Source organism: Nitrobacter sp. MLSD-S21, assembly GCF_058809865.1.
In genome coordinates, this window is sequence record NZ_JBXASZ010000001.1 from 641752 (window position 1) to 654855 (window position 13104).

Here is a 13104-nt window from a genome sequence, read left to right on the forward strand (position 1 = left end):
GTGATTAAAAGCAGCTCGGAGGCATGGGTTCGTTGGCTGGCCGCGCAAATCTGCGAATCGTCTGGCTATGCGCCATAGCGTTACTTGCTCCCGGCGCGGCTTCGTTTGCCGCCGGGAACGAACCCGTCCGCCCGGAGATCGCCGGTGATTTTCCGGTCGCCTCCGAAGTGAGACTCGCGGGCGATCTGAATCAGACCCGCTTCATTCTCGATCTCGACAAGAAGATCGATATTCACGCCTTTCTGCTGACTGATCCTTATCGGGCCGTCATCGATATTCCCCAAGTCAGTTTTCGCCTTGCGCCCAAAGCCGGGGAAACCGGACGCGGCCTGATAAAGGCGTTCCGCTACGGTCTGGTTATGCCGGGCGGATCGCGGATTGTCTTCGATCTCGCAGGACCTGCGAAAATCCAGAAAGCTTACGTGCTCGACGCCGCGAACGGTCAGCCCTCCCGCCTGGTCGTCGAACTGGAGGCTGTCGACCGTGCTGCATTCAACGGCCTATTGGCGAGATCGAGCAGCCCGGAACCGGCGAAGGATGCTGATTCTTCAGGGTCCATCCCAGGTACGCCTGGCCTGACCGGACTCGCGGACGGGCGCCTCGTGGTTGTAATCGATCCCGGCCATGGCGGAATTGATAATGGAACCCACGCTTCAACCGGAGAGGCCGAAAAAGATCTGGTGCTGGCATTTGCGTCAGCGTTGCGCGACCGCATAGAGCAGGGCGGCAAATACCGTGTTGTCATGACGCGGACGAACGACACGTTCGTCCCGCTGGGCGATCGTTTGCGCGTCGCCCGCAACAACCGCGCTGCATTATTCGTGTCGATTCATGCCGACGCATTGCCGCGTCACGAGGGTGATGCGCAAGGCGCAACGATATACACACTGTCGGACAAGGCATCGGACCGCGAAGCGGAACGACTGGCCGAAGCCGAAAACAAGGCGGATGCCATCGGCGGTGTCGATCTGACTGAGGAGCCGACCGAGGTGGCCGATATCCTGATCGACCTCGCGCAACGGGAAACACGCACGTTTTCCAATCGCTTCGCCCAGTTGTTGATGAGTGAGATGAAAACCTCCGCGCGGATGCATAAGCACCCGCTGAAGTCAGCCGGATTCAGGGTGCTGAAGGCTCCCGATGTGCCGTCGGTGCTGGTTGAACTCGGTTACGTTTCGAACAAGGCAGATCTTCGCCAAATGGCGTCAGAAGAGTGGCGTTCCAGGACGGTCCGTTCGGTCGCTAAGGCCGTCGAGACGTTCCTTGCAAAAAGGATGGTGTCAGTCGCTCCGGCCGACTGAGGCGAAAAGTGGCGCGCTAAAGGTTAGAAGCCCTAGTTTGGCCACAGCCGCCGCCCTATAGAAAAGTCGTCGTAAGTTCGCAGAATCGGTCAGAACCGGCATACTCATCCGGCAGATGCTTCGGCCAACGAAAGCGTCCGCCCGGCGACAAGGCTTGCAGCCGATATCGTCAAGCCCCGGCAACGAAACGGACATTCAACAATGCGCTTGCTGCTGCGATTCACGGGCTTTCTGTTTGCAGCGGGAACCATCCTGTTTCTGGTCGGGGTCGCGGCAGTAGCGGGATTGATCTGGCATTTTTCCAAAGATCTGCCGGACTATTCCCAGCTTCAGAATTATGAGCCACCCGTGATGACGCGTGTCCATGCGTCCGATGGTTCGCTGCTCGGCGAATACGCGAAGGAGCGGCGGCTCTATCTGCCGATACAGGCAGTGCCGAAGTTGGTCATCAACGCGTTCTTGGCTGCGGAGGACAAGAATTTCTATGAACATGGCGGCATCGATTACCAAGGGATGCTGCGTGCGGCGCTGCTTTATGCTCAGAATTACGGTAGCAACAGGAGACCGCAGGGTGCCTCCACGATCACCCAACAGGTTGCCAAAAACTTTCTTCTGACCAATGAAGTTTCCTTTGCCCGCAAGATCAAGGAAGCGTTGCTGGCGATGCGCATCGAGCGCGCCTATTCCAAGGACAAGATCCTCGAGCTGTATCTGAACGAGATTTACCTCGGTCTTGGCGCCTACGGCATCGCGGCTGCTTCGCTCGTGTACTTCGACAAGTCAGTCAATGAATTGACCGTTGCCGAAGCTGCATATCTCGCGGCTCTACCCAAGGCACCCTCGACGCTGCACCCCGTCAAGAACCGAGACCGCGCGATCGAACGACGCGACTATGTCATCGACCGGTTGCTGGAAAACGGCTGGGTCAACCAGGCCGACGCGGAAAAGGCTCGCAAGCAGCCGCTGATCGTCACGAGCCGAACCAACCTGGCACATACCTTCGCCGGCGAATATTTCGCTGAGGAGGTACGGCGCGACCTGTTCGAGCGCTATGGCGAAAAGAAGCTCTACGAAGGGGGGTTGTCGGTCCGGACGACGCTCGATCCGGAATTGCAGGTGATAGCGCGCAAGACCATGGCAAATGGCCTCGTCACGTATGACGAGGCTCAGGGCTGGCGCGGTGCGATAAGCAAGCTCGATATCTCCGGCGATTGGGGCGTGAAGCTCGCCGAGGTCAAATCACTCTCCGATATCTCGCCGTGGCGATTGGCGGTCGTGCTCGAGTCCGACGACAAGTCCGCGCGGATCGGCTTCCAGCCCGGGCGCGAACTTGGCGGCGCCGTAAGCAAAAAGCGGCAAACGGGCCTGATTACGCTTGAAGGGGTAAAGTGGGCCAAGGCTGCATCCGGGTCGACAAGAGGCCGTACGCCGACAAAGGTGTCCCAAGTGCTTTCGCCCGGTGATGTGATCTATGCCGACCCCCTGATTGCAAAGGACGGCAAGATCGTCGAGGGGGAATACCGGTTGCGCCAATTGCCCGAAGTATCCGGCGCGATGGTGGCGATGGATCCGCGGACCGGCCGTGTGCTGGCAATGGTCGGCGGCTTTTCCTTCGATCAAAGCCAGTTCAATCGCGCCACGCAGGCCTACCGGCAGCCTGGATCCTCATTCAAGCCGCTCGTCTATTCCTCCGCGCTCGACAACGGCTATACGCCTTCGACAGTCGTGGTCGACGCGCCGATCGAGATCGATCAGGGTCATGGCTCAGGCGTTTGGCGTCCGGAAAACTACTCCAAGGAAAAATATTACGGGCCACAAACGCTTCGAAATGCGCTGCGGCTCTCGCTCAACACCGTTACGGTCCGTTTGGCGCAGGATATCGGCATGCCGCTGATAGGCGAATATGCAAAGCGCTTCGGGGTTTACGACGAGCTGCCGAACTATCTGTCCTACGCACTAGGAGCAGGCGAGACCACGGTTCTGCGCATGGTGACGGCGTATTCGATGTTCGATAATGGCGGCAGGCGGGTGAAGCCTACCCTGATCGACCGCATTCAGGATCGCTACGGTCACACCATGTACAAGCACGACACGCGAGAGTGCGGCGGCTGCGATGCGCCGGAAGGCTGGAAGAACCAGTCTGAACCTCAGCTGATCGACCACCGCGAGCAGGTGCTGGATGCAATGACAGCTTATCAGATCACCTCAATGATGGAGGGCGTGGTGCAGGCCGGCACCGCTACGGTCATGCGCGATCTGGGCAAGCCGATCGCCGGTAAAACCGGCACCACCAACGACCAGAAGGATGCCTGGTTTATTGGATTCTCACCTGACCTCGTCGTCGGCATCTATGTCGGGTACGACAAGCCGCGCAATCTCGGCCGTCAAGCGACGGGCGGACATCTGGCGGCTCCGATCGCACATGATTTCATGAAGGTTGCGCTTGCTGACAAGCCCGCTACTCCGTTCCGCATTCCTGCCGGCATCAAGCTGGTTCGCGTCGATTCCAAGACGGGTATGCGCGCAGGGCCAGGTAGTAGCGGCAAGACGATCCTTGAGGCTTTCAAGCCTGGCACCGCGCCTCCCGACAATTACTCTGTGATCGGTGTGGCTGATGCAAACGGACGCGAGCCACAGCCGCTGCCCGACGCGGACCGCAGCTTGTTCCGACCCGGCACCGGAGGGCTTTACTAGAGTCTTTCACCGCTTCGCGGAAACGGTGAAAACTCCATCTTTTTGATTTGACGCGTTTCTTCGCGCGAACCGGATTCCACTTCGCTCAATAGCGCTATAGTGTCCGGTTCAACTGTGTTGGACCGGCTCCAGCCTTATGGTTTTGATGAGTACGATCCCTTTTCAACTTTTGCTCGCGCAGTCTTTCCGGTTTGTTCATGCTCTACACGATTGCGCTTTGCGACCTTCGCAGCTAAATCACCAACCATCGTTGATAGTGTGAGCCGCAGAGAAAACCATGCGCGCTGAAATCGAAAGACTTGTCGAAGAGATCAAGCAGTCGGTCGGGCTGCTGAGGAGGCATCTTTGACGTCGAGACATCGACCGCGCGTCTGGCGGAGCTGAACAAGCTCGCCGAGGATCCAGACCTCTGGAACGATCCCCAGAAGGCCCAGAAACTGATGCAGGAACGAACCTCCCTGGAGGATTCGCTGACCGGTATCGGCAACGTCGAGCGTGAACTCGAGGACCAGATCGGCATGATTGAACTCGGCGAGGCCGAGAATGATCAGGCCGTCGTCAACGAATCCGAAAACGCCCTGAAGACCCTCAAGAAGGAGGTCGCCCGCCGCGAGCTCGAAGCCTTGCTTTCGGGAGAGGCGGATCGCTTCGATACCTATCTCGAGGTTCATGCCGGCGCGGGCGGTACCGAAAGCCAGGACTGGGCGCAGATGCTTCTGCGCATGTATGCACGCTGGGCGGAGAAGCGCGGTTTCAAGATCGAGTATCTGGAAGAAACGCCTGGCGAAGAGGCTGGTATCAAATCGGCGACAATCCAGGTTAGCGGGCACAACGCCTATGGCTGGCTCAAGACCGAAGCAGGCGTGCATCGTCTCGTGAGAATCTCCCCGTTTGATTCCAATGCCAGGCGCCATACGTCGTTTTCAAGCATAGCGATTTTCCCGGTTGTCGACGACAGCATCAAGATCGACATCAAGGAATCGGACGTCCGCACCGATACCATGCGCTCCGGCGGAGCGGGTGGACAGCATGTCAACAAGACTGAATCGGCGGTGCGGCTGACACACGTCCCGACAGGAGTCGCGGTGGTTTGTCAGGCCGGGCGTTCACAGCACAAGAATCGCGCGCAGGCCTGGGACATGCTCCGGGCGAGACTCTACGAGATCGAACTCAAGAAGCGGGAAGAGCAGGCCGCCGCTGATCAGGCCGCCAAGACCGACATCGGCTGGGGCCATCAGATCAGATCGTACGTCTTGCAGCCCTACCAGATGGTGAAGGATCTCCGAACGGGAGTGCAAACGTCAGACACTTCGGGCGTGCTCGATGGCGACCTCGACGAATTCATGGCAGCGACGCTGGCCCAGAGAGCTTTTGGTAGCACGCCTGGTGCCATTGAAGACGTCGATTAAAGCATTTTCGAGCGAAGCATGTTCTCGGGTTTGACCCGAGGATTGATACCGGTTCGCGTGAAGAAAACGCGCCGGAGTGACGATTGGCTCGCTCCATGAAATTGCTGCACCGTTTCGCTCTTGTCGCTCGGCGCCTCGGCTGACCTGAGCCAAGCCACCGGATTAGACGACATGATCGTCGACAAAATTCTCGTCAAAACCGTGCATACGAAAGGCCCATTGGAGGCCGACTACACCGCCCTTGATAGGCTGAATCAGCCATAGCGCCATGAGCAGCGTCATAGGCAAATAGATCGCCCATTGAACCGCCAGCGGCGGCGAAAACTCCTTCTCGATCAGCAACGCAAGCGGTACCACGATGTGGCCGACGACGACGATGACAAGATAGGCGGGCAGGTCGTCGGCACGCTGCGGGGTAAAATCCAGACCGCATTCCGAGCAGGTGTCGGCGGTTTTCAGAAAGGCACGAAAAAGTTTGCCTTCGCCGCATCTCGGGCAGCGGCAGAACAAGCCGCGCCTCACCGCGGCCCAGGCGTCGCGTTTCTCGCCTTCCCGGGTCCAGGTTTTGGCGGCTGTGCTCGCGGGATCTGGAGGAAGCGCCGTCATGATTTGCCCTTCTTCGGTTTGCCAGCCTTGCTCTTGCCCGGCTTGCGCGACGTCTTGCGCGGTTTGTGGCCTGGATGGCCCTTCAATTGGACTTCAGGATGACGCGCGTCCCGACCACGCTGCGCCTTTGGTTTCCGTCCAGCGCGCGCGCGGAGGGAGCGCGACCCCACCTGAGCTCCGGACAAGAGTTCGAAACGCAGAGCGCCAGCCAAGGGTACAGCTTCTACCAAACGAACCTCGACCACGTCACCCAGCTTGTGCATGGAACCGCTGCGCGAACCGACCAGTGCATGGCGGGTCTCGTCGTACTTGAAGTATTCGGTGCCCAGCGAGCGGATCGGGATCAGCCCATCGGCGCCCGTATCGGTCAGTTTCACGAAAAGGCCGGCGCGGGTCACACCGGAAATACGGGCCTCGAAAATATTGCCGATGCGATCGGCAAGAAAATGCGCGATCAGGCGGTCGGCGGTCTCGCGTTCAGCCTTCATGGCGCGACGCTCGGTAACGGAAATACGCGCCGCGATTTCAGCCAGCGTCTCGGCGGTCTCGGAATCCGGCAATGCGCCGTCGCCAAGGCCCAGCGCCCGGATCAGGGCGCGGTGCACGATCAGGTCTGCATATCGCCTGATCGGGGATGTGAAATGCGCGTAGCGCCGTAGGTTGAGACCGAAGTGGCCATAGTTTTCCGCCGAATATTCAGCCTGCGCCTGCGAACGAAGAACCACTTCGTTCACCAGCGACTCCGAGTCATGGCCTTTGACGTGGTCGAGTACCCGATTGAACAGCTCAGGTCTCAGCGCGCCGCTCTTGGCGAAGGACAGATCAAGCGTTCTCAGAAATTCACGAAGGTTGTGAACTTTCTCCACCGTCGGTTCGTCATGAACACGATAAATCAGCGGCAGTTCTTTCTTTTCCAGCATCTCGGCTGCGGCGACATTTGCAAGGATCATGAACTCCTCGATGAGTCGATGCGCCTCGAGTCGATCCGGTACGATCACACGATCGACCGTACCGTCCTTCTTCAGCAAAATCTTGCGCTCGGGCAGTTCAAGATCGAGCGGATCGCGCTCATCGCGCGCCCGCTTCACCAGCGCATAGGCTGCGTAGAGCGGTTTCAGGATCGGTTCGAGCAGGGAGCTGGTGATGTCATCGGGGTTGCCGTCGATCGCGGCTTGCACCTGCGCATAATTCAGCTTTGCCGCCGAGCGCATCAGGATACGATGAAAGGTGTGCGAACGTTTGCGTCCGTCGGGACCGATCACCATGCGTACGGCAAGCGCGCCGCGCTCTTTGCCCGGGATCAGGGAGCAAAGATCATTAGAAATGCGCTCCGGCAGCATCGGGACCACGCGATCGGGGAAATAGACCGAATTCCCGCGCTTCAGCGCATCTTGATCCAGCGCCGATTCAACCCGCACATAGTAAGCAACGTCGGCAATGGCGACGGTGACGATGGCGCCGCCCTTGTTGTTTGGATCGTCGTCTGGCGTGGCGTGAACCGCGTCGTCGTGATCTTTCGCATCGGGCGGATCGATGGTGACGAGCGGTAGCTGGCGCCAGTCTTCGCGTCCTCGTGGCGATACGAGCTTCGCAGCGTCTGCTTCGCGGAGCGCAGCCGGCGAGAACGCTTGAGGGATGTCATGAGCGTGGATCGCGATCAGACTGACGGCCTTTTCGGTCGCGAGCGAACCAAGCCGCTCTTTCACCTTGCCTGAAGCAAGCCCGAAGCCGCGAGTACGCACGAGTTCGACACTCACGAGATCGCCGTCCTTCGCGCCGGCGCTGTCGGCTTCCGCGATGTTCAATTCGCGCCCGGCCTGCTTCTTGTCGACCGGCACGAGGCGTCCACCACCTTGGGGCAAGGCGCGATAGACGCCAAGTATACGCGCACGGGTGCTATCGATCACCCTGATGACACGAGCACGATAGCGTGCGGATTCGGTGGGCTCCATCGCTTCGATGCGCAGTAGCGCGCGGTCGCCGACGCCAGCCACGGTGCCGGGCTTCGCGCGGCGCGGCACATGGATGAGGATCTTCGGCGCGGGCGTCGCTTCCTCGTCCCATTCGGTAGGTGTGGCGATCAGTTCGCCGTCGCTATCGCGTCCCGTAATATCTGCCATCAGCGTCGGTGGCAGCATTTCCGGCTGACGCAGCTTACGACCCCGTTTAACGATCGTGCCGTCGTCCGCGAGATCGCGCAGGATCTGCTTGAGTTCGGCGCGATCGGCATTCTTCAAGCCGAACTCGTGCGCGATCTCGCGCGTCCCCGCCCGGCCGGGGTGTGCACGGATGAAGGCGACGATAGTCTCGCGGTCCGGAAAATCCCTGGCGCGCGGTTTGCTCACGTCAGCCGTTCTTGCCAGCGCTCTTTTTTACGGCCGTATTCACAGGGTTGGGCGGCTGCTTGGCCGCGGCGATCGAACCACGTGCTTTGCTCACAGCCTCAGATTTCGGCTTCGCCGGAGCCTGTTTCGAAGTTGCCTTTTTGGATGGCTTTTCTGCCACAGCGCCGGCCTTGCCGTTCTTTTTGGTGTCGGCGGGCTTGGCTTTCTTTGCCGCGCGTTTCGGCTTGCCGCCACCCTTGGCGGCACGTTCGTCGATCAACGCGATGGCCTCCGGCAGGGTAATGGTGTCGGGGGTCTTGTCGTTTGGAATCGTGGCGTTGATGCCGCCTGCCGTAACATAGGCGCCATAACGTCCGCTCTTCACCGCGACAGTGCCGAGTGTCGGGTGCTCACCGAGGGGCTTGCCGGGATCGGCGCCGAAGCGCCGACTCGGCCCCTTGGCGACTTTCTCGGCGATCAGCGTCACCGCGCGGTTGAGACCGATGTCGAACACCTCGTCGCCGGCTTCAAGGCTCGCATAGGTCTTTTCATGCCGGACAAATGGACCGAAGCGGCCGATGCCTGCCGTGATTGGCGCGCCGGTCTCCGGATGCTTGCCGATCTCACGCGGAAGCGAAAGCAGCTTCACTGCAAGGTCCAGCTCCATGTCGGCGGGTGACGTGTTTTTCGGGATACCCGCGCGCTTCGGCTTCTCGCCGTCGGCGTAGTCGCTGGCCTCGCCGAGCTGGATGTAAGGTCCGAAGCGGCCGGACTTCACCGCGACATCCAGACCGCTCTGCGGATCCTTGCCGAGAACGCGATCGCCGCCAGCGTCGCCATCGGCGGCGAGGGGACGGGTATAGCGACACTCGGGATAGTTGGAGCAGCCGACGAAAGCGCCGAACTTTCCGGCCTTGAGGTTCAGTTTTCCGGTGCCGCAGGTGGGGCACTGGCGCGGATCGCCGCCATCTTCGCGCGGTGCATAGATGTGCGGTCCGAGCATATTGTCGAGCACATCGAGCACTTCGGAAACGCGGACATCCTTAATTTCATTGACCACGCCGATGAAGTCATCCCAGAAATCCTTCAGGACCTGCTGCCATGATACTTCGTTGTTCGAAATGCGATCGAGCTGTTCTTCGAGATTGGCGGTGAAGTCGTACTCGACATAGCGCGCGAAGAAATTTTCCAAAAATGCAACGACAACGCGGCCCTTGTCTTCGCCATAGAGCCGTTTTTTCTCGAGTTTCACGTAGCCGCGATCCTTGAGCACCTGCAGAATCGATGCGTAGGTCGAAGGCCGGCCGATACCGAGCTCCTCCATGCGCTTGACCAGCGAGGCTTCCGAGAAGCGCGGCGGGGGTTCCGTGAAATGCTGGGTGACGCTGAGGTTCTCGCGTTTCAGCGCTTCGCCTTCGCTCATGGCGGGAAGGCGACGGCCGTCCTCGTCTTCCTCATCGTCGCGGCCTTCCTGATAAAGCGCCAGGAAGCCATCGAACTTGATGACTTGGCCGCTGGCTCGCAACTCCAGCGTGCGCGCACCAGCCCGAGCCGCAATATCGACAGTGGTCCGCTCCAGCTCTGCTGATTCCATTTGGCTCGCGATGGTCCGGATCCAGATCAGCTCATAAAGCCTGGCCTGATCGACATCGAGACGACGCTTCATGTCCGCAGGACGGCGCGACAGGTCGGTTGGCCGGATCGCCTCATGGGCTTCCTGCGCGTTCTTGGCCTTGGTCTGATACTGGCGCGGTGCGTCCGGAACGTAGGCGTTGCCATAATCCTCGCCGATCACCTTGCGCGCCTGCGTGATCGCCGAGCCGTCGATCTGTACGCCGTCGGTTCGCATGTAAGTGATGAGGCCGGTGGTCTCGCCGCCGATGTCGATGCCTTCATAGAGCCGTTGCGCGATCCGCATCGTATGCGCTGGCGCGAAGCCGAGCTTGCGGCTGGCCTCCTGCTGCAGCGTCGAGGTGGTGAAGGGCGCCTGCGGATTGCGGCGCGCCGGCTTGGCCTCGACGGTCGACACGGTGAAGTTGGCGGCCTCGATCGCCTTCCTGAAATCTTCGGCCTCGGCACCCGATCCGATGTCGAGCCGCTGAATTTTCTTGCCGTCAGCGCCGACGAGGCGGGCTTCGAAGGCATCGCCGCGCGGCGTCGCCAGGGTCGCTATTAACGACCAGTATTCGCGCGGGACGAATTTCTCGATCTCGAGCTCGCGGTCGCAGACCAGCCGCAAGGCGACTGATTGCACCCGGCCGGCCGAGCGCGCGCCGGGCAGCTTACGCCACAGCACCGGGGAGAGAGTGAAGCCGACCAGATAGTCGAGCGCACGCCGCGCCATGTAGGCATCCACCAGCGCGCCGTCGATCTGGCGCGGGTTTTTCATGGCGTCGGTAACGGCTTGCTTGGTGATGGCATTGAAGACGACGCGCTCGATCTTCTGATCCTTCAGCGCGCGCTTTTGCTTGAGCACCTCGAGCACATGCCAGGAGATCGCTTCGCCCTCACGATCAGGGTCGGTGGCGAGAATGAGCTTGTCCGCCCCCTTGAGCGATTTGGCGATGTCGTTGAGTCGACCGGCTGCCTTCGGATCGACCTCCCAGATCATCTGGAAATTGGCATCGGGATCAACCGATCCATTTTTGGCTGGAAGGTCCCGAACGTGACCGAAAGACGCTAACACCTCATAGGAAGCTCCCAGATATTTGTTGATCGTCTTCGCCTTTGCGGGCGACTCAACAATGACGATATTCATGTTCTTCCAATATCTTATTGATAAATTTCAAACCGATTCGCGAGAGGCTCGTCGGCTGTTTCGGGGCGAACATGGGTGCAGCATGGCCTTAAGTCAAATAGACTTGTGTGAAAACCTATCAGCTCGATTACACCTAGAAATTGTATTTTATCTATAATATAAACCTATAGTTGTTTTATCGTGAAGGGTAATGGCGCTGGATGCAGCTGCCACCTGGCATGATGAGAGGAGTTTTCGGGGGATGAGGGGACGACCAAACCGGAACGAGAAATCTAGCGATCACGAGCCGCGCTTGGGCGAAACCGCGGGCGACGGTGGTCCGGACGAGGCCGCGCGCTATCTGGCGGTTGCGGTTGCCGATCTTGGACTAATTGCCCGGCGTCATGGACTGGATACCCTCGGCTTCCTCCTCGATATGGCGCAGATGGAGGCCGAAGATATCGTCCGACTCCGTGCTGGACGCGAGGGACGCTGAAGGAAGCGATTAATGGACGGCTCGAGTTTTCCGGTATCGCAAGCTCGGTCTGAAGTTCCGAGCTTTCTAAAATGGGACAAACGAGCGGTCCGAGCATGCCCCCGAAACCCGGACGATGCCCTAGTATAGAGCGGATCGCAACGCCGGTTGGCTTCCCGGAATGGCGCGCTTCGCAGCGCTTGCATCGATTGAAATCGATTGCACATTGTCCTCGATAGGACGACCCGTTCCGACCACTGGTTGGGCTTGCGTGGGTAGAGGAACAGCTGTCCGGAACGGCACTGCGGATTTTTCCTGAAGCGCGAAAAAATTCTGTCCAGAAACGAAAAACCTGTCGGTGGCGTTGTCAGTGGCGACCGTCGGTTTGCGCGGCCAGACGGCTCTTTCCTGCAACAGCGGTCCGGCACCGCGAACGAAGCGCTGCGACCGGTCGAAAACCTCTGGCAAAAGAACAAGCTGTTTTTGGTTTAGGTGTGAGTCCCAGATCGCCGAAGCGGGGAGGGTGCCGACGTTGGCAAAACTGAAAGCCGGAGCTTCTTGCCTATGCGCGATCGCGATCGCGACCGTTACCGGCGCAGGACGCATCCGCCAATCTTGCGGCTCCGTGGTCGTCTTCAGTTGGTTCGGCGTGGCCGGCACCACGTGAACAATGCGGTAGCCTCGCTCCTTCAGCGTTCGGAGGATTCTGGGCAGCGCAGCTACCGTCCGCGCCTGGATATCGTGCAATAGCAGAATGCCTTTACGCTTGGCTTCGATCCGGCTGATTGCGAGTTGATAGACGCGCTCGGCCGAGATGTGCCGCCAGTCGTCCGCCGGGAAATCAGCACTCCAGACCTGAATGCCATTGGAAGCCAGGTAATCCTCGACACCCTTCGCCCGCAGCAGACCGGGAATGCGCATGAATGGCGCCACAGCCGCAGGATCGCTCAGTGCGGCTGCAGCGGAAGCGATTCCGTCGTCGATTTCTTGCCGAGCGCGTTCGATCGGCATCCGATTCATGCTGAGCAGATGATTCTGCGAATGGGTGCCGATAGAATGTCCAGCCGCAAGCACTCTGCGGAGATACTGCGGGTAGTTGCGTGCCATCTGCCCGACTGTGAAGAAGGTCGCCTTCACGCACTCACGCGCGAGGATATCGAGAACCTGCTGGCTGTGGGGCGGCAATGGGCCATCATCGAAGGTCAGCACCACCTCGTGATCGCGAAGTGGCAACGTTTCCTGATACTGCATGGTGCCGACACGGGGATGTTCCCGGGGGTCCACCACCAGGGTCCGAAAAGTTCCGAGGGCATTGGAATTGCCGGGACAATCGCCGGCTATAGCCGGAAATGCCGTGAGGTCGAGGGTGGCGGCGAGCAGACCGAGCCAAAGAATCCACTGCGGCCTCCGCCGGCCTCCTTTTAATATCCGTACCATCCAGAACACCTTCGCGCATCCATTCCGGCCGAACCTACGGGCCGCCGATGAACGCGACCTTAACTCATCAGGCCGGTGGAATGGACCATTTGGCGGGAACTATCACGCTCACGCCAATAAT

The 13104-nt window shown here is 59.7% G+C and carries 8 protein-coding genes; 4 read left to right on the plus strand and 4 right to left on the minus strand.

Translation table 11 applies throughout. The features are described from left to right. The first annotated feature begins 32 nt into the window (after nucleotides 1–32). The 3 genes from AC1RT6_RS03270 (at nucleotide 33) to prfB (ending at nucleotide 5404) form a co-directional block, all read left to right on the plus strand. Nucleotides 33–1301 carry an N-acetylmuramoyl-L-alanine amidase gene (locus AC1RT6_RS03270; RefSeq protein ID WP_079447029.1) on the plus strand — a complete coding sequence of 423 codons (1269 nt, stop codon included), beginning with the start codon at nucleotides 33–35 and terminating at the stop codon, nucleotides 1299–1301. A gap of 201 nt (nucleotides 1302–1502) precedes the next feature. Beyond that, nucleotides 1503–3995, plus strand: a complete 2493-nt coding sequence (locus tag AC1RT6_RS03275; protein ID WP_079446850.1) for a penicillin-binding protein 1A — start codon at nucleotides 1503–1505, stop codon at nucleotides 3993–3995. Nucleotides 3996–4272: 277 nt separating this feature from the next. Beyond that, nucleotides 4273–5404 (plus strand): peptide chain release factor 2 gene (gene prfB, locus AC1RT6_RS03280; RefSeq protein ID WP_139372876.1). Its coding sequence is split into 2 segments (ribosomal slippage): nucleotides 4273–4341 and nucleotides 4343–5404, totalling 1131 coding nucleotides; the frame shifts between segments, so codons are not numbered across the junction. Between the two features lie 162 nt (nucleotides 5405–5566). Here the strand turns inward: prfB and AC1RT6_RS03285 are convergent. From AC1RT6_RS03285 to topA, 3 genes are read right to left on the minus strand one after another with little or no spacing between them, the layout of a single operon-like run. Next, nucleotides 5567–6010, minus strand: a complete 444-nt coding sequence (locus AC1RT6_RS03285) for a DUF983 domain-containing protein (protein ID WP_079446848.1) — start codon at nucleotides 6008–6010, stop codon at nucleotides 5567–5569. Continuing rightward, entirely contained in the window at nucleotides 6007–8355 is a 2349-nt protein-coding gene (rnr, locus tag AC1RT6_RS03290) for a ribonuclease R (RefSeq protein WP_079446847.1), read from the minus strand. The genes AC1RT6_RS03285 and rnr overlap by 4 nt, the downstream gene beginning before the upstream one ends. A 1-nt stretch (nucleotide 8356) precedes the next feature. Beyond that, nucleotides 8357–11092: a type I DNA topoisomerase gene (gene topA, locus AC1RT6_RS03295; RefSeq protein WP_079446846.1), complete on the minus strand. Its 2736-nt coding sequence runs from the start codon at nucleotides 11090–11092 to the stop codon at nucleotides 8357–8359. A gap of 292 nt (nucleotides 11093–11384) precedes the next feature. On the opposite strand from topA, the gene AC1RT6_RS03300 reads away from it, so the two are divergent. After that, entirely contained in the window at nucleotides 11385–11567 is a 183-nt protein-coding gene (locus tag AC1RT6_RS03300) for a hypothetical protein (protein WP_464592692.1), read from the plus strand. Nucleotides 11568–11687: 120 nt separating this feature from the next. Here AC1RT6_RS03300 and AC1RT6_RS03305 read toward each other — a convergent pair whose 3' ends face one another. Further along, nucleotides 11688–12983 (minus strand): polysaccharide deacetylase family protein, encoded by a 1296-nt coding sequence (locus AC1RT6_RS03305; protein ID WP_079446844.1) that lies wholly within the window; start codon nucleotides 12981–12983, stop codon nucleotides 11688–11690. Nucleotides 12984–13104: the final 121 nt, after the last annotated feature.